Source organism: Rhizobium album, from assembly GCF_003122325.1.
GTDB lineage: Bacteria > Pseudomonadota > Alphaproteobacteria > Rhizobiales > Rhizobiaceae > Metarhizobium > Metarhizobium album.
Map to the genome: position 1 here is coordinate 49,730 of NZ_QFBC01000002.1, position 25,003 is coordinate 74,732.

21 protein-coding genes are annotated in these 25,003 nt (G+C 63.5%); 8 read left to right on the top strand and 13 right to left on the bottom strand.

Annotated features, from left to right (window positions below; genetic code table 11):
* Positions 1 to 86 precede the first annotated feature (86 nt).
* The 4 genes from choW (at position 87) to DEM27_RS04400 (ending at position 3,198) form a co-directional block, all read left to right on the top strand.
* Positions 87 to 932: a choline ABC transporter permease subunit gene (gene choW / locus DEM27_RS04385; protein WP_109456993.1), complete on the top strand. Its 846-nt coding sequence runs from the start codon at positions 87 to 89 to the stop codon at positions 930 to 932.
* Positions 929 to 1,981, top strand: a complete 1,053-nt coding sequence (choV, locus tag DEM27_RS04390) for a choline ABC transporter ATP-binding protein (protein ID WP_109456994.1) — start codon at positions 929 to 931, stop codon at positions 1,979 to 1,981. Before choW ends, choV begins: the two co-directional genes overlap by 4 nt.
* Before the next feature lie 44 nt (positions 1,982 to 2,025).
* Entirely contained in the window at positions 2,026 to 2,781 is a 756-nt protein-coding gene (locus DEM27_RS04395; protein ID WP_109456995.1) for a HugZ family pyridoxamine 5'-phosphate oxidase, read from the top strand.
* Positions 2,782 to 2,880: 99 nt separating this feature from the next.
* Entirely contained in the window at positions 2,881 to 3,198 is a 318-nt protein-coding gene (locus DEM27_RS04400) for an ArsR/SmtB family transcription factor (protein WP_109456996.1), read from the top strand.
* A 289-nt stretch (positions 3,199 to 3,487) separates the two neighbouring features.
* Here the strand turns inward: DEM27_RS04400 and DEM27_RS04405 are convergent, their stop codons facing one another.
* Entirely contained in the window at positions 3,488 to 5,746 is a 2,259-nt protein-coding gene (locus tag DEM27_RS04405) for a glycoside hydrolase family 9 protein (protein WP_109456997.1), read from the bottom strand.
* Positions 5,747 to 6,097: 351 nt separating this feature from the next.
* Here DEM27_RS04405 and aptA point away from each other — a divergent pair, with 351 nt between their 5' ends.
* On the top strand, positions 6,098 to 7,426 hold the full coding sequence (gene aptA / locus DEM27_RS04410; RefSeq protein WP_109456998.1) for an omega-aminotransferase AptA: 1,329 nt from the start codon (positions 6,098 to 6,100) through the stop codon (positions 7,424 to 7,426).
* A gap of 102 nt (positions 7,427 to 7,528) precedes the next feature.
* On the opposite strand, the gene bglA is transcribed toward aptA, so the two are convergent.
* Positions 7,529 to 9,184, bottom strand: a complete 1,656-nt coding sequence (gene bglA, locus DEM27_RS04415; protein ID WP_109456999.1) for a beta-galactosidase BglA — start codon at positions 9,182 to 9,184, stop codon at positions 7,529 to 7,531.
* A gap of 291 nt (positions 9,185 to 9,475) precedes the next feature.
* On the opposite strand from bglA, the gene DEM27_RS04420 reads away from it, so the two are divergent.
* Together DEM27_RS04420 and DEM27_RS04425 are read left to right on the top strand one after the other, a co-directional pair.
* Positions 9,476 to 10,384, top strand: coding sequence for a sugar kinase (locus DEM27_RS04420; RefSeq protein ID WP_109457000.1), 909 nt, complete (start codon positions 9,476 to 9,478; stop codon positions 10,382 to 10,384).
* A 182-nt stretch (positions 10,385 to 10,566) separates the two neighbouring features.
* Positions 10,567 to 11,634, top strand: a complete 1,068-nt coding sequence (locus tag DEM27_RS04425; RefSeq protein WP_109457001.1) for a glycosyltransferase family 4 protein — start codon at positions 10,567 to 10,569, stop codon at positions 11,632 to 11,634.
* Here DEM27_RS04425 and DEM27_RS04430 read toward each other — a convergent pair whose 3' ends face one another.
* From DEM27_RS04430 to DEM27_RS04445, 4 genes are all read right to left on the bottom strand, one after another.
* Positions 11,635 to 12,267 (bottom strand): LysE family translocator, encoded by a 633-nt coding sequence (locus DEM27_RS04430; RefSeq protein ID WP_109457002.1) that lies wholly within the window; start codon positions 12,265 to 12,267, stop codon positions 11,635 to 11,637.
* 111 nt (positions 12,268 to 12,378) lie between these two features.
* Positions 12,379 to 13,803, bottom strand: coding sequence for a ribosome biogenesis GTPase Der (gene der, locus DEM27_RS04435; RefSeq protein WP_109457003.1), 1,425 nt, complete (start codon positions 13,801 to 13,803; stop codon positions 12,379 to 12,381).
* 133 nt (positions 13,804 to 13,936) lie between these two features.
* On the bottom strand, positions 13,937 to 14,608 hold the full coding sequence (locus DEM27_RS04440) for a tetratricopeptide repeat protein (protein ID WP_109457004.1): 672 nt from the start codon (positions 14,606 to 14,608) through the stop codon (positions 13,937 to 13,939).
* An 87-nt stretch (positions 14,609 to 14,695) separates the two neighbouring features.
* Positions 14,696 to 15,292: an NnrU family protein gene (locus DEM27_RS04445; protein ID WP_109457005.1), complete on the bottom strand. Its 597-nt coding sequence runs from the start codon at positions 15,290 to 15,292 to the stop codon at positions 14,696 to 14,698.
* A gap of 131 nt (positions 15,293 to 15,423) precedes the next feature.
* On the opposite strand from DEM27_RS04445, the gene DEM27_RS04450 reads away from it, so the two are divergent.
* Complete coding sequence (locus tag DEM27_RS04450; RefSeq protein ID WP_109457676.1) at positions 15,424 to 16,419, top strand: polysaccharide deacetylase family protein; 996 nt, start codon at positions 15,424 to 15,426, stop codon at positions 16,417 to 16,419.
* A gap of 254 nt (positions 16,420 to 16,673) precedes the next feature.
* On the opposite strand, the gene sbmA is transcribed toward DEM27_RS04450, so the two are convergent.
* The 7 genes from sbmA to DEM27_RS04485 form a co-directional block, all read right to left on the bottom strand.
* Positions 16,674 to 17,948 carry a peptide antibiotic transporter SbmA gene (sbmA, locus tag DEM27_RS04455; protein ID WP_109457006.1) on the bottom strand — a complete coding sequence of 425 codons (1,275 nt, stop codon included), beginning with the start codon at positions 17,946 to 17,948 and terminating at the stop codon, positions 16,674 to 16,676.
* 209 nt (positions 17,949 to 18,157) lie between these two features.
* Entirely contained in the window at positions 18,158 to 19,978 is a 1,821-nt protein-coding gene (locus tag DEM27_RS04460) for a methyl-accepting chemotaxis protein (protein ID WP_109457007.1), read from the bottom strand.
* Between the two features lie 110 nt (positions 19,979 to 20,088).
* Complete coding sequence (locus tag DEM27_RS04465; RefSeq protein WP_109457008.1) at positions 20,089 to 21,270, bottom strand: YbfB/YjiJ family MFS transporter; 1,182 nt, start codon at positions 21,268 to 21,270, stop codon at positions 20,089 to 20,091.
* Between the two features lie 93 nt (positions 21,271 to 21,363).
* Positions 21,364 to 22,113, bottom strand: coding sequence for a type I methionyl aminopeptidase (gene map / locus DEM27_RS04470; protein ID WP_109457009.1), 750 nt, complete (start codon positions 22,111 to 22,113; stop codon positions 21,364 to 21,366).
* A gap of 28 nt (positions 22,114 to 22,141) precedes the next feature.
* On the bottom strand, positions 22,142 to 23,200 hold the full coding sequence (locus tag DEM27_RS04475) for an LLM class flavin-dependent oxidoreductase (protein WP_109457677.1): 1,059 nt from the start codon (positions 23,198 to 23,200) through the stop codon (positions 22,142 to 22,144).
* Between the two features lie 145 nt (positions 23,201 to 23,345).
* A complete protein-coding gene (locus tag DEM27_RS04480) occupies positions 23,346 to 24,602 on the bottom strand; it encodes an RNA polymerase sigma factor (RefSeq protein WP_109457010.1) in 1,257 nt (418 codons plus the stop codon).
* Positions 24,599 to 24,973, bottom strand: coding sequence for a YciI family protein (locus DEM27_RS04485; protein ID WP_109457011.1), 375 nt, complete (start codon positions 24,971 to 24,973; stop codon positions 24,599 to 24,601). The genes DEM27_RS04480 and DEM27_RS04485 overlap by 4 nt, the downstream gene beginning before the upstream one ends.
* Positions 24,974 to 25,003: the final 30 nt, after the last annotated feature.

Here is a 25,003-nt window from a genome sequence, read left to right on the forward strand (position 1 = left end):
TTGGATGAAAAAGGGCGGCGCGAGCCGCCCTTCTTTTCCTCGACCGTGACGATTCCGCAGACTTCCGAAAACAGGGGCAGGCGCGCGTGAACTGGCTAACCGACTACCGGATTCCGATCGGCCCCTGGGCCAAGATCTTCGTGGACTGGCTGACCACCTCTGGCGGCTGGTTCTTCGATCAGCTCGCCTTCATTCTGTCCAACAGCATCAAGGCGATGCTCTTCCTGCTGCAGAGCCCGCATCCCCTGATCGTCGTCGCAGTGATCACGGCGCTGGCCTACTGGCTGCGCCGCTCCGTCGGCATCACGGCGCTGACCGCCTTCGGGCTGCTGTTCATCATCAACCAGGGCTACTGGAAAGAAACCACCGAGACGCTCGCGCTCGTGCTCGCCTCGACAGGCGTCAGCATGGTCGTCGGCGTGCCGCTCGGCATCGCCGCCGCCCGCCGCGCCTGGATCTATTCCGGCATGCGGCCGGTGCTCGACCTGATGCAGACGATCCCGACCTTCGTCTACCTCATCCCGGCGCTGATCCTCTTCGGCCTCGGCATGGTGCCCGGCCTGATCGCCACCGTGATCTTCGCCATTCCCGCGCCGATCCGCCTCACTCGCCTCGGCATCATCTCGACGCCGCCGTCGCTGGTGGAAGCCGCCGAAAGTTTTGGCGCGACCCCGGTGCAGGTGCTGCGCAAGGTGGAACTGCCCTATGCCATGCCGCAGATCATGGCCGGGCTGACGCAGACCATCATGCTGTCGCTGTCGATGGTGGTTATCGCCGCCCTCGTCGGCGCCAACGGCCTCGGCGTACCCGTGGTACGCGCCCTCAACACCGTCAACGTCGCCAAGGGGTTCGAGGCAGGCCTCTGCATCGTCATCCTGGCGATCATCCTCGATCGCATGTTCCGGGCCTCAGATGCGGGAGATGGCGCATGACCGCAGTTACCTTCAGCAATATCGACATCGTTTTCGGCAACCGGCCGCAGCCGGCGCTGGCCATGATCGACGCCGGCAAGACCCGCGACGAGATCGGCCAGGAAACCGGCCTGGTGCTCGGCGTCGCCGGCGCCTCGCTGACGATCAACGAAGGCGAGATCCTCGTGCTGATGGGCCTGTCCGGCTCCGGCAAGTCGACGCTGCTGCGCGCCGTCAACGGGCTTGCCCCGGTGGTGCGCGGCGAAGTCAGCGTCGCCTCGAAATCCGGCACCATCAACCCCTACACCTGTTCGCCGAAGGCCTTGCGCGAATTCCGCATGCACACCGTCTCGATGGTGTTCCAGCAATTCGCCCTGTTGCCCTGGCGCACCGTGGCGGACAATGTCGGCTTCGGACTGGAATTGGCAGGCGTACCCGATGCCGAACGCAAGCAGCGGGTCGCCGAACAACTCGAACTCGTCAACCTGTCGAAATGGGCCGACCGCAAGGTCAACGAACTCTCGGGCGGCATGCAGCAGCGCGTCGGCCTCGCCCGCGCCTTCGCCACCGGCGCGCCGATCCTCCTGATGGACGAGCCGTTCTCGGCCCTCGATCCGCTGATCCGTACCCGCCTGCAGGACGAGTTGCTGGAATTCCAGCGGCGCCTGAAAAAGACCATCCTCTTCGTCAGCCACGATCTCGACGAAGCCTTCCGCATCGGCAACCGCATCGCCATCATGGAAGGCGGCCGGATCATCCAGTGCGGCACGCCGCAGGACATCGTCCGCAAGCCCGCCAACCAGTATGTCGCCGATTTCGTGCAGAACATGAACCCGATCAGCATGCTGACGGCCGGCGACGTCATGCAGCAGGGTGTCGGCACCCCGGCCAATGGAGCAGGCGTGACGGCCACCGCCCGCGCCAACACGCCGCTGGTCGACATCCTGGACGCGCTGACCCGGCAGCCCGGCAACATCGGCGTAGTTGACAACGGCACCATTATCGGCACGATCTCGGCCCAGGATATCATCGAGGGCCTCACGCGCCACCGGCGAAAGGAGACGGCCTGACCGTCCCCGGTCGGCCGCGGTTGCCCGGACAATCAAGGGACACCATGGCCGACAAACCTTCCGTCATTCGCGACACCGATGACGAAGCGCGCAAGCTTGCCCGCAGTCTCATCCACACCGTCCGCCATGCCGCGCTGGCGGTCATCGAGCCGGAGGGCGGGTTCCCCTCCGCCAGCCGCGTTCTCCTGGCAACCGACAGCGACGGCACGCCGACCATCCTCGTTTCCGCGCTGTCGGCCCACACCAAGGCGCTGGAAGCCGATGCCCGCGCCTCGCTGCTGACCGGCGAGCCCGGCAAGGGCGATCCCCTCGCCTATCCCCGCCTGACGACCCTCTGCCTTGCCGAAGGCGTCGAGCGCGACACGCCGGCACACCGGCGCATTCGCCAGCGTTTCCTCAACCGTCACCCGAAGGCGAAGCTCTACATCGATTTTCCGGATTTCCGTTTCTTCCGTCTCGTGCCGCAATCGGCAAGCCTGAACGGTGGCTTCGGCCGGGCCTATCTTCTCGCCGCATCGGACCTGCTGCACGATGCGGCGGCATCCGAATCCCTCGCCGCCGAGGAGGCCGCGACCATCGCCGCCATCGAAGCCCTGGCACCGGACGTGGTGACGGAACTCGCGGTCAAGGCCTGTGGTGCAAAGGGTGGAGACTGGCGCATTTCCGGCCTGGACAGCGCCGGGCTGGACCTCGTTTCCGCCGAGAAAGGGGTGCGGCTGGAGTTCAAAACATCGCTCTCGACGCAGCAAGACATAATTTATTATATATCTAAAATGGTATACTCAATACGTGAAATTTAGGTATATACAATCTTCGTTTCGTCCTGATACATTTCCGTTTGTTTATTTGATCATTGCAAAGCGCTCGCCGCCTGAGGGACGGAGCGTAGAGAGAACAAGATGAAAACAAAGACTTTATCGGACCACTCCAATGTGGCGGCAGGTTTACTTTCGGCCATGGCCAACCCGAAGCGCCTCATGATTCTCTGCAGCCTGGTGAAGGGGGAAGTGCCGGTCGGCGTGCTTGCCAACCAGGTCGGATTGAGCCAGTCGGCCCTTTCGCAGCACCTTTCCAAGCTGCGGGCACAGAAGCTGGTCAAAACCCGACGTGACGCGCAGACGATCTATTATTCCAGCACCTCGGAAGCCGTCATCAAGATGCTCGACACCCTGGAAGAAATCTACTGCGAGACCGAAAAAAGCAAATCCGCAGCCTGAAAACCGTTCCGGAGAGAATGCGCGGACAATCGTGACACAAGCGGCCGTGAAAATGAGCCGCTTTTTTATATCCATGATGTTCAGGAAAAGAGCAGGTTCCACCTCTCATCACGAGAGGCCGAACCTGCATGGCTTGACCGCCGGTTTTGACAAGGCACCGGCCGAAGACTGCCCTGTTATCGGGCCGGTCGTCCTGACGGCCGGACACTCGCATCGCGAGCTTGCCCAAGCCTGTTCTGCAACGCGACATGCAGAAACAAGGAGCGAATCTGAAAGATCGCGACGCGCTTCAGCGCGCATCTGCGAGGAACGAGGCGAATTGAACGAGCGCGGCGTTCCAGTTGATGGCAATCTCGTTGACGCCCCAGGCACCGATATCGTCGATGTAGCAATGCGGACCGCGGCAGCCGGCGAGACGGACCTTGGCGACGGGATCGACAAGCGTTTCGTTGGCGCCGCCGGCCAGGGAACCGGCGGGCGGCTCCGGCAGGGACGCATCGAGCCGGTGCGCATACCAGCGGCTATGCTGCTGCCGAGGATAGGCGCTGCCGAAACCGGTAACGTAGGAAATATCAAGGGCATTGCGGCCCAGCACGTAGTCCATGCCTTCGCGGGCTGACTGCAGATAGTCGCGTTTTCCCGTCAGGTCATAGGCGGCGGCAATCACCAGCAAATTCTGCAGCATCGCCGCATTCGAACCCCAGGCGAAGAGCCCGCTTTTCGTCTTATACACATAACCGAACGGCTGCGCCTGCTGCAGCCCGAGGAATCGCTCGGCAGCGTCAACGATGGACTGCCGGATTGCCTGGCGGTCTGCCTCCGGCAGGGATTTGCCGAACAGGCCGAGTTCCAGCCGCGCAAAACCGGCCACCGACCGCCAGTCGAAACCGGCCGCGTCGAAGACCGGGCCGTCCCAATGCGGCGAATCACGCAAGGCTTTCAGGAAGGCCGGCTCGCCGGTAGTGATGAAGAGTTCCGTCGCCGCCCAATAGAATTCGTCGGAAACCGTGCGGTCGTCGTAGTCGCCGCCACCCTGCTTGCCGTCGGAAACCGGGGCGAACAGGTCCGGATGCCGCCATGCGGCATCATAGGCCTTGCGCGCCGTCGCCAGCAGCCTGTCGGCAAAAGCCGCGTCGTAGTGTCGGAAAAGCCGGGCGCCCTGTGCGGCAACGGCGGCGAGGTTCAGCGTCGCGGCGGTGGACGGGCGGTGTAGCGCCCGCGGCTGCGGATCGAGATGCGGCAGCATCGGCAAGCCGGTCCACTGCACGTCATGGACCTTGTGATAGGCCATGCCCGCCAGCGGATCCCCCTCCGGCACCACCATCTTCAGCAGGAACTCCAGTTCCCAGCGCGCTTCGTCGAGGATATCGGGCTGGCCGTTGCCGCTTTCGGGAAGGCGCGCATAACCGTCGCGCAGAAGCGGCGAGGTTTCGGCGGAAAAGACCTGCGCCCGTTCGAAGGCCGCCATCATCTGCGCCACGGCGATGCCGCCGTTGACGACATATTTTCCGTGGTCGCCGGCATCGTACCAGCCGCCGCGCACATCACGCGGACCGGCACAGGACCAGTCCGGGCCGTAGAGCTTGCGTGCCACCGCGCCGGTGAGACAGGCAACGGCTGTATCGCCCTGGTTCGGCGCCTCGGCCAGATGCCCGGCAGGCCTGGCATAGGCAGCACCGGCAATCGCGCCGTCGATGGCGATGCCGCTGCGCTGCGGATAAAACCAGGAGAGCGCATCGACCGCGAGCTTGCGATAGGCGGCATCGCCTATGGCGAAGGGGTGGCTCGTGGCCTTGTCCGTCTCCAGTCGGTAGCCTTCGCCGGCCTGCGGAAAACTGGAGAAATCGGCGATATGCACGACGTAGCCGGAATCGCCATCGAGGCCGCGCACCTCCGTCTCGCCCTCGCCCAGCGGCGCGCCGGCCGCATCTTTCAGGCGAAACGTCACAGGAATCTTGGACGTGGAAATGATCGTCGCCCGTTTCGGACCGTCGGCGAAGAAACCCGCCTGGTTGAGCCGGATCGGGTTTTCGACATCCTGCACAATCGGCGTGCGGTTGTCCTTCTGCTCGGGAAGAGCCGCACCCGATGCGGCGGAAAGTGTCACACCGGAAAGGCAGAACTCCCAGGGCTGCGCCTGTCCACCGAGCTGAAACACAAGCTGCAGCCGCCCTGCCTTCTCCGCAACGACGGGAAGCGCAAAAGGTTGCATCGTGCCGCCGGGGCTGATGCTGCCGGAAGACTGTATCGTCCAGGGCTCTGCCGGTTCCTGAAACACGATCCTGACGGTTTCGGCCGCGCCGTCGCCGCGAGCGGTGGCCTTGAACGTCAGGGCATAAGCCTTGCCCGCCTCGATGGAGACCCCGTTGATGCCCACCAGCGCGTCCCAGGCATTGGCCGCCCCGCCCGGCACCCTGGCGCAAAGCGCCTTCTTCTCGCGGCGCAGCTTGACGTTCGGGGTCGACCAGAATTTTTCGATCTTTGCCCGAAAGACGGGCGCATCGTCCGTTTCCCCGGCCAGCAGGGCCGTCGCGGACAAAACAAGCATCGCGACCGCACCGCAAGCAATTCCAGCAAAAGTGCGAAGCGGTTTTGCGTCCGGAATTGCGTGGAAACAAGAAGACAGAGCGCTTTCGCGTTTCGCAGAAAAGCGGAAACGCTCTAAGGCACGGGGGCGGCAGAGTGTCTTCATGACAAACCTTTTCAAGCCGTTCATCCGGCCACAGCGTCCCACTGCATACCGCCAAAAGGTTAAGTCTCCTCAAAGCGCCGAATGAAAATCCTGCCAACTTGACGCTTGCCGGACCGCTGGTAATTTGAGCGCCACCAAAACCGGCGCGAAGCGCCCCGAACCGGGAGAGGCCACCCGTCAAACATATGGCCCGGGAGTATAGGAAACATGTCCGACCGTTCGAATGCCACACCCAACGACCTGCGGGCCTTCTGGATGCCGTTTACGGCAAACCGCCAGTTCAAGAAGGAGCCGCGGCTCTTCGTCGGCGCCAAGGACATGCACTACACCACGCATGACGGCCGCCAGGTGCTCGACGGCACCGCCGGCCTCTGGTGCGTCAACGCCGGTCACTGCCGCCCGAAAATCACCGAGGCGATCCGCGCCCAGGCCGGCGAACTCGATTATGCGCCGGCCTTCCAGCTCGGCCATCCCAAGGCCTTCGAACTGGCCAACCGGCTCGTCGACATCGCCCCAGAAGGCCTCGACCACGTGCTCTACACCAATTCCGGCTCGGAATCGGTCGAAACCGCATTGAAAGTCGCGCTCGCCTATCACCGCGTCAAGGGCAACGGTTCGCGCTTCCGCCTGATCGGCCGCGAGCGCGGTTACCATGGCGTCAATTTCGGCGGCATCTCCGTCGGCGGCATCGTCTCCAACCGAAAGATGTTCGGCACGCTGCTCACCGGCGTCGACCATATGCCACATACCCACCTGCCGGGCCAGAACGCCTTTACCCGCGGCCAGCCGGAGCACGGCGGCGATCTGGCGACCGAGTTGGAGCGTATCGTCACGCTGCACGACGCCTCGACCGTCGCCGCCGTCATCGTCGAGCCCGTCGCCGGCTCCACCGGCGTGCTCATTCCGCCGAAGGGCTACCTGCAGAAGCTGCGCGAGATCTGCACCAAGCACGGCATCCTCCTGATCTTCGACGAAGTCATCACCGGTTACGGCCGCCTCGGCGCCCCGTTTGCGGCGCAATATTACGACGTCAAGCCGGACATGATCACCACCGCCAAGGGCCTGACCAACGGCGTCATCCCGATGGGCGCCGTCTTCGTCACCTCCGAGATCCACGATGCCTTCATGAACGGCCCGGAGCACATGATCGAGTTCTTCCACGGCTACACCTATTCCGGCAACCCGATCGCCTGCGCCGCCGCCCTCGGCACGCTCGACACCTACAAGGAAGAAGGCCTGCTGACCCGTGCCGCCGAGATCGCCTCCTATTGGGAGGACGGCCTGCATTCGCTGAAGGACTGCAAGAACGTCATCGACCTGCGCAACACCGGCCTGATCGGCGCCATCGAGCTCGACCCGATCGCCGGCGAACCGACGAAGCGCGCCTTCACCGCCTTCCTCAAGGCCTATGAAAAGGGCCTGCTGATCCGCACCACCGGCGACATCATCGCATTGTCGCCGCCGCTGATCGTCGAAAAGCACCACATCGACGAGATCTTCGGCAAGCTGCGCGAGATCTTGAACGACAATATCTGATGTGTGAAGCGGTGGCCGCTGCCGCCCTTTTTACACCGAACCAAAACGAAAGAGGCGGCTTCACGAGGCCGCCTCTTTCAATTGAACGAGATCGCTGGATGCTCACCCAAGCCGGGCGCAGAACATATCCAGCGCATCGAGGTGAATATCGCCGTCCGCATAGACCGGCGAGAAACCCGGCCAGGCGATCAGCTCGTTGACGTTCAGGTGCTCGGCACCGGTGAAGACAACCGGCTCCCGGGTCAGGTTGAAGACGAACAGCAGGGTTTCGCCGTCCTTTTCGCGGGTGAAGGCCAGGACGTCCTGGTTGGTGTCGAGGAAGGTCATGCCGCCGTCGAGCATGACGTCGAGCGACTTGCGGAAGGCCAGGGTCTGGCGGTAGTGGGCGAGCACCGAGCCGGCATCGTGTTCCTGCATGTCGACGGCAAGCGGCAGGTGTTCCGGCGGCACCGGCAGCCAGGGCTTGGCGGTGGAAAATGCCGCCTGGCTTGCGGCACCTTCCCAGACCATCGGCGTGCGGCATCCGTCGCGCCCCTTGAAGGCCGGCCAGAAGCGGATGCCGTAGGGGTCGCGCAGGTCCTCGAAAGCGAGGTCGGCTTCCGGCAGGCCCAGTTCTTCGCCCTGGTAGAGGCAGATCGAGCCGCGCAGGCTGGCCAGCACGCTGATGGCGAGTTTCGCCACGCGCGGCCGTTCCTCCGGGATCTCGACGAAGCGGCTGATATGGCGCTGGACGTCGTGGTTGGAAAAGGCCCAGCAGACCCAGCCGTCGGTGACGGCCTTCTGGAAGGCGGTGACGCATTTGCGGATGTGGGTGGCGGTGAAATCCGGCCCGAGCAGGTCGAAGGTGTAGCACATGTGCAGCTTGTCGCCGCCGCTGGTATAGGCCGCCACCGTCTTCAGCGAACGCGGGCCGTCGCCCACTTCGCCCACCGTGGTGCGGTTGTCATATTCGTCTAGCAGCGCCCGGAACCTGCGCAGGAAACCGATGTTTTCCGGCTGCGTCTTGTCGTAGAGATGGTTCTGCATGCCGTAGGGATTGGTCTCCGGCGCGTCGAGGCCGACCGAATCCGGGTCCGGCTCGTGCGGCGGGTTGTTGCGCAGCTCCCGGTCGTGGAAATAGAAGTTCACGGTATCGAGGCGGAAACCGTCGACGCCGCGCTCCAGCCAGAAACGCACGGTGGCGAGCACGGCATCCTGCACATCCGGATTGTGAAAATTCAGGTCCGGCTGCGAGATGAGGAAGTTGTGCATGTAATATTGCCGGCGCACACCGTCCCATTCCCAGCCCGGCCCGCCGAAGATCGACAGCCAGTTGTTGGGCGCCGTGCCGTCCGGCTTCGGCTCGGCCCAGACGTACCAGTCGGCCTTGGCGTTGTCGCGGCTCGACCGGCTCTCGACGAACCAGGGATGCTGGTCGGATGTGTGCGAGATCACCTGGTCGATGATCACCTTCAGGCCCAGCCGCTTCGCCTCGACCATCATCTCGTCGAAATCGCCGAGCGTGCCGAAGATCGGATCGACGTCGCAATAGTCGGTGACATCGTAACCCATGTCCGCCATCGGCGACTTGAAGAACGGCGACAGCCAGACGGCGTCGACACCGAGCGAGGCGATGTAGGGCAGGCGCAGGGTGATGCCGCGCAGGTCGCCGAGCCCGTCGCCCGCGGTATCCTGGAAAGACCGGGGATAGATCTGGTAGATCACCGCGCCACGCCACCAGTCGGCATAACCGGCTGCATCAATCGTCTTCTCTGCCATGCTTGCACTCCAGGGAAAAATTCGGGCCAAGGGAAAAATCGGAGGGGAATCTCGGGTCGGTCTCGAAGAAGAGGGTAAGACCAAGTCGGAGAAAAGGCCACAGCCGGCGATTTCGATTTCTCCACAGGAAAGCACGCGGCATCGGCGCATCGAGGATAAGCAAAGGCCGGTACGAGCGATTTGCGGGAGCCCAAAATGGGTCGCGCGCACCAGGCGCGCCGGACTGGACTTGCCTGTAGCGCCTCGCCGGCGTATTGCCGATTCTATCAATGCTTAGTGGGGGGCAGGGCTTTGGGTGGACGTTTTCTCTCGATCGGCGAATGCATGGTGGAGCTTTCGCAGGCCGGTGGCGGCCTGCTGCGCAAGGGGTTTGCCGGCGATACCTTCAACACGGCCTGGTATGCCCGCGCCTGCCTGCCCGCCACATGGTCGGTCGACTACCTGACCGGGCTCGGCGATGACGTCGTTTCGGAAGAAATGATCGCCTTCATGGCCGGCGCCGGCGTCGGCACGTCGGCGATCCGCCGCATTGCCGGCCGCACCCCCGGCCTCTACATGATCCATCTGAAGAACGGCGAACGGTCCTTCAGCTATTGGCGCGACACCTCCGCCGCCCGCGCGCTCGCCGCCGATGCCGACCATCTGCGCCGGGCCATCGAGGCCGTCGATGTCGTCTATTTCTCCGGCATCACGCTCGCCATCCTGCCCGTCGCCGATCTCGAAACCCTGCTCTCCGAACTGCGCCGCGCCAAGGCGAGCGGCAAGCTCGTCGCTTTCGATCCGAACATTCGCCCGCGGCTGTGGTCGGGACGCGAGACCATGCTCGCCACCATCAGCGACGGCGCCCGCGCCGCAAACCTCGTCATGCCGAGCTTCGACGACGAGGCCACGCATTTCGGCGATGTTTCCGTCGCGGCGACGATGAACCGCTATCATGGGCTGGGTGTCGAAAAGATCGTGGTGAAGAACGGGGAGCACGGCGCAACCGTCAGCTTCGGCGACGAACCGCGGCTGGTGCCCGCTGTCGAGGCCAAGGTCGTCGACACCACGAGCGCCGGCGACAGCTTCAACGGCGCCTTCCTGGCCCGCTATCTCGTAACTGGCGACGCGGTCGAGGCTGCCGGTTTCGGCGCGGCGGTCGCCGCCCGCGTCATCGGCGAGCATGGCGCCCTGATCGCCTATGAAAAGCTGGTGGAATAGAGCAATTCCAGCAAAAGCGCGCAGCGGTTTTGTGTCCGGAATTGCGTAGAAACAGGGAGATGAAGCGGCCTGTAATATTGCTATCATGGAATCGCGCGATAATGCCAGGCATCGTGCGCCAGGAGTGCCCTGCCGCCCCCTGTCAAACGCGGCCGGGTCCGCCAAGCGAAGTCAGACACATCATGGCAAGCATCACCATCGTCACCGACGCCTGGCATCCGCAGGTGAACGGCGTCGTCCGGTCCATCGAAAACACCAATCGCGAACTGACCCGCCTCGGCACCCGCGTCTCCATGGTGACGCCGGAACGCTTTTCCAGCATCCCCTGCCCCACCTATCCGGAAATCCGCCTGTCGATCGCCAGCTACCGCCGCGTCGCCGCCGAAATCGAACGGCACCAGCCGTCCTTCGTGCATATCGCCACCGAAGGCCCGCTCGGTCTGACCGCACGCCGATGGTGCCTGCGCAACGGCATGCCGTTCACCACCTGCTACCACACGCGCTTTCCCGAATATATCTCCGCCCGGCTGCCGATCCCGAAATCGCTGCTCTACGCCTTCGTGCGCTGGTTCCACAATGCCGGTTCCGCCTGCATGGTGGCGACGGAAAGCCTGGAGCAGGAACTGGCTGCCCGCGGCATCAGGAATATCGTGCGCTGGAGCCGCGGCGTCGATACGGATCTCTTCCAGCCGGCGGTCAAGGACGCCATGCCCTTTGGCCTGCCGCGGCCGCTGTTCATGACCGTCGGCCGCATCGCGCTGGAAAAGAACCTGCCGGGTTTCCTCGACCTCGACCTGCCGGGCTCGAAGGTGGTCATCGGCGACGGCCCCGCCAAGGCCGAGCTGGAGCGCCGGTATCCGGACGTACTGTTCACCGGCCTGAAGTTCGGCGACGATCTCGCCCGCGCCTATGCCCAGGCCGATGTCTTCGTCTTCCCCTCGAAGACGGACACCTTCGGCAACACCATCATCGAGGCGCTGGCGAGCGGCGTGCCCGTCGCCGCCCATCCGGTCACCGGGCCGATCGACATCCTGCGCGATCATCCGCAGGCCGGCGTCCTGCACGAGGATCTGCGGGAAGCCTGCCTGGCCGCCCGTGCCGCCTCGGGCGAGGCGGCACGGGCGCTTGCGGAAACCTATTCCTGGGAAAGCGCCGGCCGGCAGTTCCTCGACAACGTGCTGGTGGCCAACGCCCGCAGGCGGAAGCCGACGCGCAAGGCGGCAAACAGCTTCGCCGTCCTTCCCGACTGATCAGCTCCGCTGGAGCGCCAAGTGGGCACCGAGCCCGACAAGCACCATGCCGCCGGTCCGTTGCATCCAGCGCTGGACACGGCTGGACCGCTTGAGCCTGTCGGTGACCACCCCGGCCAACATCACGCACACGACGTCCGCCGACGAAAACATCAGGTTGACGACAGTCCCCAGCACGACGAATTGCGCCCAGACGGGCAAAGCAGCGGAGGCATCGACGAATTGCGGCAGGAAAGCGAGGAAGAAGATCGCGGTCTTCGGGTTCAGCACTTCCACCGTCACGCTTTCGAAAAATGCACGCCAGCCGGATTTCGGCGCGAAGCCGGACGGCATGTCGTCACCTTGCGCCCTGGCGCGGAACAGCGAGATGCCCAGCCAGACGAGATAACCGGCACCGGCCAGCTTGACCACGGTATAAAGCAGCGGAACGGCGTGAAAGAGCATCGACAGCCCCGCCGCCGCGGCAAGCACGTGAACGTAGCAGCCGAGATGGATGCCGAGCACGGCCATCAGGCCGGACCGCCGTCCCCCCGCCATGGTCTGCGCCGCCGCATACAGCATCGCAGGCCCGGGAATATAGGCAAAGATGGCCGTGGTCGCCAGGAAGGCGATCAGCAGGTCGGTGGACGGCATCGCAAATTCCCTCGCCTCGCGCTGCAACGGCAGCCAATATCGATGCCCGTCATAGCACGAAAGCGTCGCACCGCCAGCCGCCGAAACGCCGGCGGCGTAGCGCGTGGCCGATCAGCGCTTCTTCTTGCGCCCCTCGAACGGGTTTTCCGCGGCCTTGAAATGGATGCGGATCGGCACGCCCGGCATGTCGAAATCGGCGCGCAAGCCGTTGATCAGGTAGCGCACGTAGGATTCCGGCAGGGCGTCCGGGCGGGTGCAGGAAATCATGAATGCCGGCGGGCGGGCCTTGACCTGCGTCATGTATTTCAGCTTAAGGCGACGGCCGGAAACGGCCGGCGGCGGATGCTGCACGGTTTGCGATTCCAGCCAGCGGTTGAGACGCGCCGTCGAGATGCGCTTGTTCCAGACCCTGTCCGTATCGATGACCGACTGCATCAGTTTGTCGAGACCATAGCCGGTTTCGCCGGAGATCGGCACCGCGCGGATGCCGCGCGCCTGCGGCAGCAGCCGCTCGGTCTTTTCACGCAGGTCGGCCAGCACCGCCTGCGGTTCTTCGATCATGTCCCACTTGTTGAAGGCGAGCACCGCCGCCCGGCCTTCGCGCAGCACCAGGTCGACGATCTGCAGGTCCTGCTTTTCGAAAGGAATGGTGGCGTCGAAAACGATGATGACGGTTTCGGCAAAGCGGATCGACCGCAGCGCATCGGCGACGGACAGCTTTTCCAGCTTCTCCTGCACCTTCGCCTTGCGGCGCATGCCGGCGGTGTCGAACATCTTGACCGTGCGGCCGCGCCATTCCCATTCCACCGAGATCGAATCGCGGGTGATGCCGGCTTCCGGGCCGGTCAGCAGCCGGTCTTCGCCGAGGAAGCGGTTGATCAGCGTCGATTTGCCGGCGTTCGGGCGGCCGACGATGGCGACGCGCAGCGGCTTGCTGTCGTCATAGGCCTCTTCGTCTTCCTCCATCTCGTCGTCGCCCGCGGTGCGGGCAATGTCGACATTGGTCTCCGGCTCGTCAATCTCTTCCGGGAAAGCGACGTCTTCGCCGATCGCCGCGACGATGGCGTCGCGCAGGTCGATCATGCCCTGGCCGTGTTCGGCCGAAATCGGGCAGGGTTCGCCGAGGCCGAGGGTGAAGGCATCGTAGAAGCCGCCGTCCGAGCCGCGCGCTTCCGACTTGTTGGCGACGAGCACCACGGGCTTGCCGCGCCGGCGCAGCATGTCGCCGAAGGACTGGTCGAGCGGTGTCAGGCCGGACTTGGCGTCGATGACGAACAGCGTCAGGTCGGCTTCGTCGATTGCTGCTTCCGTCTGCGCCCGCATGCGGCCTTCCAGCGTTTCCGGCCCGGCTTCTTCGAGACCGGCCGTGTCGATGATGGTGAAGCGCAGGTCGATGAGCTTGGCCTCGCCCGGACGACGGTCACGCGTCACGCCCGGCGTGTCGTCGACGAGCGCCAGCTTCTTGCCGACCAGCCGGTTGAAAAGCGTGGACTTGCCGACATTCGGGCGTCCGACGATAGCGACTGTGAAACTCATCGTTCTTCTTATCCTTTGTTCACGGCCCTAAAACATATCTCCCGAAGGCCCTTCGGCCCCGGGAGACATCAATATATCCATAAGCCGAACCATGCCGCGTGAGGCCTTTCACGCGGCGGTTTCGGTATCCTGATCAGGCAGCCTTGCCCGAGGCAGCGATCAGATCAAGCATGATCTGCGCGCGGCTGGCGACGTTGCGCGGCGTTTCGGTATCGTCGATGATCTGCTGGAACCAGTCCTTGGCGCGCTTGATGTCGCCCGCCTTGTAGGCGGAAAGCCCCAAGGCTTCGCGGGCGGAATGGCGTAGCGCGTTCTGCGGCGTCGCCATCTGCTCCACCTCGGCGGAGACCTGTTCGTAGCTGCCGCTCTCGATCAGGATCCAGGCGGCGCGCAGGCGCGCGACGTCGCGCAGCGCGGTCGGCGCCTGCGCGTCCTTGCCGATGGCCGAAAATGCCGCGACGGCACCGGCGGCATCGCCTTTCTCCTCCAGGAGCGTTGCCGAACGCATGCTCGCCAGGAGCGGATAGGAGCCGTGTCCTTCGGCCGCCAGCGTTTCGAGCGCCTTCAGCGCCTCATCCGGCTTTTTTTCATCGATGAGCTTCAGCGCCGACAGGAACTGGTCTCCCGAGCCGGACGCCTTCTGCGTCTGCCAGTAGTCATAGGCGCGATGCACCGCCGTGCCGACGACGATGAGAACGGCGACGGCGATCAGGATACGCCCGAACCGGCGCCAGACGGACTTGATCTGGTCGGAACGGAGTTCCTCGTTCACCTCGCGGATGAAACTGTCGTCGTTCAATGCCATTTCTATCTCCGGCGATCCTGCAAGCACGCCCCAAGCAGCGGTTTTGCTGCCTTCTACCCGATTTTGCGGCCGTTGTAAGGGGTGTTGTCACGAAAACAGTTGCGGCATCGGCGCGACGCCGATCAACCACAGGTGAATTTTCCAGATCATCGCCCACCAGACGGCAGCGCCGACGACGATGGCGACGATATCATAGAGCCCCGAAACGAAGGGCCGCCGCACGATTTCGCCGGCGCGCTCGCGGCGCTTCAGCATAATCCGCATGATCACGCCCCAGGCCAGGAACGCCGCAAACAGCAGCACGGAATAGACCTCGCCGTTGGCCAGCAGGTGCGACAGTGCCCAGATCTTCACGGACAGAACCATCGGATGCTTCGTCTTCGTGGCGATGTATCCCGCCGGCAGGAAGCCGGCGACCAGACAGATCGTGGCGATAAGCATCAGCGTCACGGCGAGATGCGAGGTCCAGACCGGCGGATTGTAGAGCATGCCCCAGCCTTCGCTGCGTGCTGCACCGAAACCGTAAGCCAGCACCACGAGGCCGACGACACTGGCGATCGAATAGACCGCCGTCCATGCGGGTTTCCCCATCTTTTCGATCATCGCCGTGCGGAAGCCCGGAACGACGACGCGGATCAGGTGGATCCCGAGGAAGAGAACGAGGCCGACGACGAGCAGCGTCATGGCGGATATCCTTTTGGCTGGATTGGCGTATCGGCATGACTTACCGGCAAGCCGGCCGAAATGCCAGCACCATCAAAGCTTCGCCGCATTCCTGGGGCAAGAAGCCGCGTTTTGACGATGCGTGGTGCCCGATGTTCCGTTCGCTTTTTCTCTCAGCCCTTGCCTTTTCGCTGCCGTCCGCCGGCGCCTTCGCCGAGACCCCGAAACAGCAGTTGTTGCTGATTTCTTTCGACGGCGCCCATGACAATGCGCTCTGGCAGAAAAGCCGCGACATGGCGAAACGGACCGGCGCCCGTTTCACCTATTTCCTCTCCTGCACCTTCCTGATGAATGCCGATGCCAGGAAGGCCTATCAGGCGCCCGGCCACAAGAAGGGCCGCTCCAATGTCGGCTTCGCGCAGAGCGGCGAAGAAATCCGCACGCGCCTCGATCATATCTGGAATGCCCATCTCGAAGGCCATGATATCGGCAGCCATGCCTGCGGCCATTTCGACGGCAAGGACTGGACGAAGACGGAATGGACGGCGGAGTTCCGCACGTTCCGCCAGACCCTGGCCGCAGTCTGGCAGGGTATCGGCCTCAAGGCCGAGGAACCGGCGGCATGGCAGGATTTCGTCACGCATGGCATCGTCGGCTTCCGGGCGCCTTATCTCTCCACCAGCAAGGCCTTGACCGATGCGGAGACAGCCGACGGTTTCCTCTACGACGCCAGCCTGGTGACAAAAGGCCCCCGGCCCCCGGCCGAACAGGACGGCCTCGTGCGTTTCGGCCTGCCGCTGATACCGGAAGGACCGCAGCAGCGGCCGGTGATCGGCATGGACTACAACCTGTTCGTCCGCCACTCGGTCGGCATCGAAAATCCTTCACGCTCGCAGGAATTCGAGGAGCGCACCTACGCCGCCTTCAAGGCGGCCTTCGACAAGCAATATGACGGGGAGCGCATTCCCCTTCAGCTCGGCTTCCATTTCGTCGAAATGAATGGCGGCGCCTATTGGCGGGCGCTCGACAGGCTTCTGAGCGACGTTTGCCACAGGAGCGACGTCGCCTGTGTCACCTATCCGGAAGCCATCCGGCGGATGAAGCAGGACGAGAACGGCAAGGTTGCAGGCAGCCAATCCGCCTTCTGAAACGCAAGCATCGCCACCCATCTAAAATGCATCTCCGTCCGGGAACCTATACGGAGCGCAACGCGTTTCCTGTTCCGAGAAACAGCAATGGAGATCGATCATGCTTCGCGGACTTATTCTCTGGATTATGGGCGTTCCGCTCTTCCTCGTTCTTTTGATCTGGGCATTTTTTCTTTAAAGCGCCCACGATAGACATCCAGAAATGAAAACGGCCCGATCTTGGATCAGGCCGTTTTCATTTTGATATCGCAAAATCAATCTTCTTCGATCGGAACCTGTTCGTTGCCCTGGCGCTCCATGAAGCGCTGGTCGATCGACGGCAGCGGCTCGTCCTCGATTGCTGCTTCGAAAGCTCTCAGGCGCTTGTGGATGGAAAGCAGCTCGATGATCGTCGTCCAGGAATTGACGAGATACTGGAAGGAGTTGCTGACCTGCCCGAAGGCGGTGAGGATCTGCTGGTAGATACCGTAGGTGATCTTGCCGGCAACGATGGTCGGCACCAGCATGAAGGTCACGAACAGCGAGTCCGCCTGGACGTAGAAATAGCGGGCGACGTTGAAATAGAGATAGTGGAAATACATTCGGAAATAATTGCGCCGCACGTTGGCGAAAAGTTCCTGCACGGTGATCGGCTGCGCCCGGTCGGCATGGTCTTCGCCATAGACGAGTTCCTTTCGATAGGCCGCCTCGACACGCTGGTTGCGGAACTGCAGCCCCGGCAGCTTGATGCCGACGATCGCCAGCAGGCCGGTGCCGAAGATCGACCACAGCAGTGCCAGCCAGAACAGCGCATGCGGCACGGCGCCGAAGATCGGCAGCGTCGAGACGTAGCTCGACAGGGCGAACAGGATCGGCAGGAAGGCGATCAGCGTCATCACCGCATTGATCAGGCTGACGCCCAGGCCTTCGAGAATATTGGCGAACCGCATCGTGTCTTCCTGCACACGCTGCGAGGCACCTTCGATATGGCGGACCTTTTCCCACTTCGACATGTAGAAATCGTTCATCGCCGTGCGCCAGCGGAAGACGTAGTGGCTGACGAAGAAATCCGTGAGGATGGAGACGAACATGCTGAGAAAGGCGATCTGGCAGAAGATCAGCATCAGCGAGTAGAAATTCTCGTCGGTGATGCCGGGCTTGCCGGTCAGCGCGTTCTGCAGCAGGTCGCCGAAGGGCCGGCGCCAGTTGTTGATCGCCACATAGACCTGGACGCCGAAATAGGTGGAAAAGATGATCAGCGCCGACCCCCAGATCGACCAGTTCGTCCAGGGATGGTGACGGGCCTTGATCTTCCAGAACGCGCCGAAGGCCAGCGTGCAGGTGACGAAATAGATGTAGAACCACAGATTGTCCGGCGTCAGGAAGAAGCGCAGGTCGATCGGCGGTTCCTGGCCTTCCGGCAGCGGCGAAAAACCGAGCGCGATGCCGGCATCGACGCCCACCGTATACCAGATGGCGATACAAATGGCGGTCCAGACGACAAGGGAGGTGAAGAACAGCTTGGGCTGGGGAAAAAAGGAGTGAAACACGGAAGACGTGGCTTTCTCGAAAGTGAAATTTCCAGGTGCGTTGCAACACCGTATTTCGCCGGAAACTAAGGCAGATCGAAGAACGCGGCAATGGGCTCAATCCATTGTTACGTATTTGTAACTGCGGCCCGCATGAACATCTCGACCAACGAAAAAGCGCGGCTCGATGGCCGCGCTTCGCCGATCATATGCCTGGCGGGTGGCGCCGCTCAGGCGGCCCGCCGCGTGGCGACGGGCCTTTCCGCCGATGACAGCCGGAAATTCTCGATCAGCGCCTTCAGCTGGTTGCTTTCCTGGGTCAGCGTCTGGCTGGCGGCGTTGGTTTCTTCCACCATCGCCGCGTTCTGCTGGGTCATCTGGTCCATCTGATTGACCGCCGTGTTGACCTCGGCAAGACCGACGGCCTGCTCCTTGGCGGACGTGGCAATCGAGATGACCTGCTCGTTGACGCGGTTGACCAGTGCCTCGATCTCGTTCAGCGCATCGCCCGTCGAGCGGACCAGCGACACGCCGTTACCGACCTCGGTCGTGGCGTTGTTGATCAGGCCCTTGATTTCCTTGGCCGCATTGGCGGAACGCTGCGCCAGTTCGCGCACCTCCTGGGCGACGACGGCAAAGCCGCGGCCCGCTTCGCCGGCACGCGCCGCCTCGACCCCGGCATTCAGGGCCAGCAGGTTGGTCTGGAAGGCGATCTCGTCGATGACGCCGATGATCTGGCTGATACGGCTGGACGCCTCCTCGATGCGGCTCATCGCCGAGACGGCATCGCGGACGATCGCGCCGGACTTGCCGGTGCTTTGCTTGGTTTCGCCGACCATGCGGCTCGCCTCGGCCGCCCGCTCGGAAGCGCTGCGGACCGTGGCGGTGATCTCGTCGAGGGCGGCGGCTGTTTCCTCCAGCGAGGCCGCCTGCTGCTCGGTGCGGTGGGAAAGATTGTTGGCCGCCTCGGAAATGCCGCCGGCGCTGCCATGGACGATATCGGTGGAGTGGGCGATGGCATGGATGGCGGTGCTGAGCGCCTCCACCGCCCGGTTGAAGTCGTCGCGCAATTTCGAATATTCCGGCGCGATGTCCTTGATCGACGCCGTGAGATCGCCATTGGCCAGACATTCCAGCGCGGCACCCACGGTGTTCATGGCATCCGACTGCGAGCGGGCAAGGGCACGCTGCTGGTTTTCCGACTGCTGGCGCTCCGCCCCGAGCCGCTGCTGCTGGTCGCTCTCGCGCTGCCTGAGGTCGATCCGTTCGCGTACGGAATCGCGCAGCAGGCCGACGACCTTGGCCATCTCACCGATTTCGTCGCCCCGATCGGTTTCAGGGATGGCCGCCTCGACATTTTCCTCGGAAATCGCCTGCATCGATGCCTTGAGCCGTTCGATCGGCTTGACCACGCTGCGGACGACGGCAAAGGCGACCAGCAGGATCGCCAGCGCGCCAAGCCCGACGATGGCGGCCGTCTGTAACGCATTGCGTCGGAACATCGCGGCGAGGTCGTCCGCATAGACACCCGTGCCGACGACCCAGCCCCAGGGTTCGAAACCGGCAACGTGCGAATATTTCAGCACAGGCTCCTCGAAGCCCGGCTTCGGCCAGTAATAATCGACGAAACCTTCGCGTGTCGGGCTCGTCTGTACCGTCTTGACGAATTCCTGGAAGATGTGCTTGCCGGTCGGGTCCTTCATGCCGGACTGGTCGGTTCCGTCCAGCGCCGGCTTGATCGGATGCATGACGATGCCGGCATTCATGTCGTTGATCCAGAAGTAGCCGCTGTCTTCATAACGCAGCGCCCGCACCGCATCCTTCGCCCGTGCCTGGGCTTCCTCGCGGCTCAACGTGCCGGCGGTCTCCATGCCGTGATAGAGCTTGAAGAGGGTGATCATGCTCTGGTCCATGGCGCTCAGCTTTGCCTTGCGTTCGCTGACCAATGCCTCCTGGCTGTGCAACAATCCGTAGATCAGCGCCATCGAAAAGATCGCCAGCGACAAGCCGACAAGAAGATAGAGCCGGGTTGATATCTTGAGCGCCTTCATTGTCTTCTCCGAGCATTCAAATTGATGAATGCCAAAAAATAAAGGCAACACGTTAAATTTCGAATAAACGCATATTCCAGGCTTTCCAGGCCTTCTCAGGCGTTGCCAGCTCAGTGGAGCTGCGATCGAACCGGCAAGACGAGCAGGGTGCAGACAACAAGAACACCGGCGGCCACCAGGGTCGGCAGCGTAAAACTTCCGGTCGCCTCCGCCAGCCAGCCGGCAACCAGCGGCCCGATGATCTGGCCGATGCCAAAGGCGGCCGTCATGATCGCGAAGGCCCGGCGCGGGCTTTCCGGGCTCAGCCGCCGGCCGATCTGCAGTCCATAGGCGGTGATCATCAGGAAGGTTGCCCCGAACAGCAGCCCGCCGATCAGCGGCGCGCTGCCGGCGGGCAGCATGACGGTCGCCAGCACGCCGACGGCTTCCGTCAGCAGGCCCGCCATATAGGCGGCGCCGAGACCGAAGCGTCTTTGGAACGGGCGCCACAAAAGCAGGGACGCGGCTGCGGCAAGGCCGGTGATGAACCAGGAAAGAAATTCGACGGTGTGGCTTGCCGAACCGCTGCGCGCCATCGCCACCAGAAAGGTCGCCGTGACCACATAACCGAAGCCGAACAGGCCGTATGACAAGGTCAGCAGCAGCAAGGGTCGTTTCCAGACGAGCGGCGGCTCCTTGCGTTCCGCACCGGCTGCCCGTGGCGCCTGCGGCAGCATCACCCATGAAACCAGCGCGGCAGCCAAGGCGAAGATGCCGCCGACAATCCAGTCCCAGCGCCATTCCTGCGCTCCGTCGAAAAGCATCGCCAGCGCCACCACCATGAAGGAGGAGAGCGCGATGCCCAGCCCGACACCACCAAAATGCGCCGGTTGCACATTTTCATTGGCCCGCAGGGCGGCATGGCCGAGCACGATCGACGAGGTGAAGATCATCGCAAAGGCGCTTGCCAGCCCCGCAAGAAAGCGGATGACCACGAAGGCCGGCACCGTATCCACAAACGCCATGGCCAGCAGCAGCACCGCGTTGGCAAGCAGCGCCAGAACAGCAACCGTCCGCTCGCGCCCGGATGCCCAGCCATAGGCGGCAAGCACCGCGCCTGCGAGATAACCGGCGAAATTCCCGGCGGCGATCAAGCCGGCATCCGCCGCCGACAGGCCGAGGCCGACCATCATGCCGGGCAGGATCGGCGTGTAGGAAAAGCGCCCGAAACCCATGGCCGCAGCCATCGACAGGGCGCCGACGAAGCCGAGCGAGATCATGTTCGGGGCGGAGGTGGCGGTAGACTTGAGCATGCGCTTTTATCGCAGTGCAGCATCCCGGCGACAAACGACTTATTCTGATCGATCGATCACAGTTGCTATCGAACTCCGCCGCACGGCCGGCGCTCAGGCGGCCAGCGTCAGCACCAGCGGGCCGTTCTTCGTCGCCACCAGGGTATGTTCGAATTGTACCGTCGGCGCCCGCGGCTCGCTGTAGAGCGTCCAGGGATCGTCACCGTCCTCGGCCCACTGGCCGCCGAGCGACAGGAAAGGCTCGATGGTGAAGACGAGGCCTTCCGTCATGAGCCGCGTTTCGTCGGGGTCCGGCCAGGTGGACAGTTCTTTCGGCTCCTCGTGCAACGAGCGGCCGACGCCGTGGCTGGCGAGGTTGGTGATCAGCGTATAGCGGTTCTTGGCGGCGAAGGCGCCGATGGCATTGCCGATCTTCGCCATCGGCTGGCCGCTCCTGACCTGGTTGACCCCGACCCACAGCGCCCGCTTGCCGTCACGGCACAGCCTGTCGATCTTCGGCGTCACCGGCGGCACGATGAAGGACGAACCGGTGTCGGAAAAGAAACCGTCCTTCACCGCCGAGACGTCGATGTTGACGAGGTCGCCCGCCTGGATGACCCGCGGACCGGGAATGCCATGCGCCACTTCCTCGTTGACGCTGATGCAGGTCGCTCCGGGAAACTGGTAGCAGAATTCCGGCGCCGACTCCGCGCCGTTCGCCTCCAGGAATTTCCGGCCGATCATGTCGAGTTCCGCGGTGGTGATGCCGGGCTCGAGCGCATCGGCCATGGTCTGCATGGCGCTGGCGCAGATGCGGCCGATTTCCCTCAGTTTCGCCAATTCGTCTTCGGTGGAGATGACCATGATCGTTCCGCTGTCGTAATCTTTCGGTTCAAGCGGTGGCTTTCGCCGCTTCCGCCCCTCCGGTCAATGCCTTTCTGACCAGGGGAGCGACTTTGGTGCCGTAAAGCTCGATGCCGCGCATGATCTGTTCGTGCGGCATCAGCCCGATCGCCATCTGCAGCAGGAAGCGGTCGTTCTTGAAGAGCGTGTGGTGGGCGACGATCTTTTCCGCCACAACTTCCGGATCACCGACGAACAATGCGCCCGAAGGACCGCGCGAGGCATCGAAATGCGCCCGGCTCGTCGGTCCCCAGCCGCGTTCGCGGCCGATGCGGTTCATCACCGCCGCCTGCGGCCCGTAGAACTGGTCGGCGGCGGCTTCGGTCGTATCGGCAATGAAACCGTGGACATTGATGCTGGTCTTCAGCTTTGCCTGGTCCTGGCCGGCCCGGCGGGCCGCCTCGCGGTAGAGATCGAAGAGCGGCGCAAAACGCCGCGGTTCACCGCCGATGATCGCCAGCGCCACCGGCAGGCCGAGCGCACCGGCACGGGCAACCGATTGCGGCGTGCCGCCGACGGCGATCCAGAGCGGCAACGGGTCCTGCAGCGGGCGGGGATAGACGCCGCGGCCGTTGATCGGCGCACGCATCTCGCCCTGCCAGGTCACCGTCTCGCCGTCGCGCAGCGCCATGAGCAGATCGAGCTTTTCCTCGAACAGCTGGTCGTAATCTTCGAGATTGTAGCCGAAGAGCGGGAAGGATTCGATGAAGGAGCCGCGCCCCGCCATCATCTCCGCGCGGCCGTTCGACAGGAGGTCGAGGGTGGCGAACTGCTGGAACACCCGCACCGGGTCGTCCGAGCTCAGGACGGTGACGGCGCTGGTCAGGCGGATGTTTTTCGTCTTGACCGCAGCCGCGGCAAGAATGGTCGCCGGCGCCGAGGCGGCATAGTCCGGACGGTGATGTTCGCCGAGCCCGAAGACGTCGAGGCCCACCTGGTCGGCCAGTTCGATCTCCTCCAGGAGGTTCTTCAATCGCCGCGCCGCTTCCGGCCCCTTGGCGGCAGCCGCAGGATCGACATCCGCGAAAGTATAAAGACCGAGTTCCATATCATCCACCTCGTTGCGCGTGGCATGGAAATAGGTATGCCGGCGAAACAAGGCAAATGTAAAATCTGGAAGGTTTCGTTCGAGAATTTCGATGGGACAGGCCGGTTTTCGGGCCTTGCGACAGGAAAAACCGATTATGATGCTTTTATCCGAGGGAGGTTTCGGCATCCGCCTTCAAACGGTCGAGCTGCAGCCGGATATGGGCGGCTTCGGCGGGCGACTGGGCGAGCGCGATGGCGCGGCCGAAGGCGGTGCGGGCCTCGTGGTTGCGGCCGAGCTGCATCAAAAGATTGCCCCGCAGGCCGTGGAAATAGAAATAGCCGTCGAGAGCGCCTACCAGTTGCTCCACCATCTCCAGCGCCTCGGCAGGACCCGAGCGCTTCGCGACGGCAACGGCGCGGTTGAGGGTGACGACCGGTGACGGCTGCACGTGCTCCAGGGTGCGGTAAAGCAGTTCGATCTGCGTCCAGTCGGTATCCTCGGCCCTGATGGCGCGGGCATGCAGTGCCGCAATCGCCGCCTGGATCTGGTAGGGGCCGGGCTGGCGATGACGGATCGCCTTTTCGATCAATGCCAGCGCCTCGTTGATCGCCTCGCGGTTCCAGCGGCTGCGGTCCTGGTCCTCCAGCAGTACGATCTGGCCTTCGGCATCGAAACGGGCGGCACGGCGGGAAAGCTGCAGCAGCATCAGCGCCAGCAGGCCCATGATCTCCGGTTCGGACGGAAAGATGCCGAGAAGCAGCCGGGCAAGGCGGATCGCCTCGTCGGCAAAGGCGCAGGCATCGCGCTTGGGATCGGACTGGCTGTAGCCTTCATTGAAGACGAGATAGATCATCGTCGTCACCCTGGACAGCCGCTCCGCCCGTTCGGCAACGCCCGGCGTCTCGAAGGCGACGCCCGCCCTGGCGACCCGCGCCTTGGCCCGGGTGATGCGCTGCTCCATGGCGCTGTCGCCGACGAGGAAGGCCCGGGCGATCTGCTGCACGCTGAGGCCGGAGACGATGCGCAGCGCCAGCGCGATCTGCTGGGTGGCGGGCAGATCCGGATGGCAGCAGATGAACATCAGCCGCAGGATGTCGTCGCGGTAGTGCGAGCCGTCGAGCCGGTCGGCCATGTCGCTTTCGGCATCGCCGGTGTCGGAGATCAGGTCCTCGTCGGGCAGCGCCTCAAGCCGGGCACCGCGCCGCACGGCATCGATGCCGCTGTTGCGGCCGACGAGGATCAGCCAGGCGACGGGGTCGCGCGGCGGCCCCTTGTCCGGCCAGCTGCGCAACGCCCGCAAACAGGCTTCCTGGAACGCTTCCTCGGCGGTGTCGAGATTACGAAAATACCGCAGCAGCGCGCCAAGAGCCCTTGGTCGCGCCGCAGCCAGCGTCGTGTCGATCCAGGCAAGGTCGGTCATGTCGCGAGATCTCCGGGACGGAAGACGTAGAAGGGACGGATTTCGTAGGAGCTCGAACCGGGATTGACGGCGGACAGTTGCTTGCAGAAGGCGACCGCCTCTTCGAGAGTGTCGCAATCGATGGTGTAGAAGCCGAGCAGCGCTTCCTTGGTCTCGGCGAACGGACCGTCGATCACCAGCGCCTCGTCCTTGCCCTTGCGCACGGTGGTGGCGGTCGTCGTCGGCATCAGCCGTCCGACCGGCCCGAGCTTGCCGGCCCTGGCATAGGGCTCCTGGACGGTGACGAGCCTCGCCATCACCGCCTCTTCCTCATCCTTGGACCAGGCGAACACGGTCTCTTCATTGGCGTAACACAGGATCGCATACAGCATTCGGTTCACTCCTCTTTCCCAATGACGCAG

What these genes read in the sequence shown, in the direction of transcription:
- DEM27_RS04440 (WP_109457004.1), bottom strand. Translation starts at nt 14,608, where the DNA reads ATGGCATTGAACGACGACAGTTTCATCCGCGAGGTGAACGAGGAACTC.
- aptA (WP_109456998.1), top strand. Translation starts at nt 6,098, where the DNA reads ATGTCCGACCGTTCGAATGCCACACCCAACGACCTGCGGGCCTTCTGG.
- der (WP_109457003.1), bottom strand. Translation starts at nt 13,803, where the DNA reads ATGAGTTTCACAGTCGCTATCGTCGGACGCCCGAATGTCGGCAAGTCC.
- DEM27_RS04445 (WP_109457005.1), bottom strand. Translation starts at nt 15,292, where the DNA reads ATGACGCTGCTCGTCGTCGGCCTCGTTCTCTTCCTCGGGATCCACCTG.
- DEM27_RS04480 (WP_109457010.1), bottom strand. Translation starts at nt 24,602, where the DNA reads ATGACCGACCTTGCCTGGATCGACACGACGCTGGCTGCGGCGCGACCA.
- map (WP_109457009.1), bottom strand. Translation starts at nt 22,113, where the DNA reads ATGGTCATCTCCACCGAAGACGAATTGGCGAAACTGAGGGAAATCGGC.
- DEM27_RS04475 (WP_109457677.1), bottom strand. Translation starts at nt 23,200, where the DNA reads ATGGAACTCGGTCTTTATACTTTCGCGGATGTCGATCCTGCGGCTGCC.
- DEM27_RS04460 (WP_109457007.1), bottom strand. Translation starts at nt 19,978, where the DNA reads ATGAAGGCGCTCAAGATATCAACCCGGCTCTATCTTCTTGTCGGCTTG.
- bglA (WP_109456999.1), bottom strand. Translation starts at nt 9,184, where the DNA reads ATGGCAGAGAAGACGATTGATGCAGCCGGTTATGCCGACTGGTGGCGT.
- choV (WP_109456994.1), top strand. Translation starts at nt 929, where the DNA reads ATGACCGCAGTTACCTTCAGCAATATCGACATCGTTTTCGGCAACCGG.
- DEM27_RS04405 (WP_109456997.1), bottom strand. Translation starts at nt 5,746, where the DNA reads ATGCTTGTTTTGTCCGCGACGGCCCTGCTGGCCGGGGAAACGGACGAT.
- DEM27_RS04400 (WP_109456996.1), top strand. Translation starts at nt 2,881, where the DNA reads ATGAAAACAAAGACTTTATCGGACCACTCCAATGTGGCGGCAGGTTTA.
- DEM27_RS04465 (WP_109457008.1), bottom strand. Translation starts at nt 21,270, where the DNA reads ATGCTCAAGTCTACCGCCACCTCCGCCCCGAACATGATCTCGCTCGGC.
- DEM27_RS04485 (WP_109457011.1), bottom strand. Translation starts at nt 24,973, where the DNA reads ATGCTGTATGCGATCCTGTGTTACGCCAATGAAGAGACCGTGTTCGCC.
- DEM27_RS04395 (WP_109456995.1), top strand. Translation starts at nt 2,026, where the DNA reads ATGGCCGACAAACCTTCCGTCATTCGCGACACCGATGACGAAGCGCGC.
- DEM27_RS04430 (WP_109457002.1), bottom strand. Translation starts at nt 12,267, where the DNA reads ATGCCGTCCACCGACCTGCTGATCGCCTTCCTGGCGACCACGGCCATC.
- DEM27_RS04425 (WP_109457001.1), top strand. Translation starts at nt 10,567, where the DNA reads ATGGCAAGCATCACCATCGTCACCGACGCCTGGCATCCGCAGGTGAAC.
- DEM27_RS04450 (WP_109457676.1), top strand. Translation starts at nt 15,424, where the DNA reads ATGTTCCGTTCGCTTTTTCTCTCAGCCCTTGCCTTTTCGCTGCCGTCC.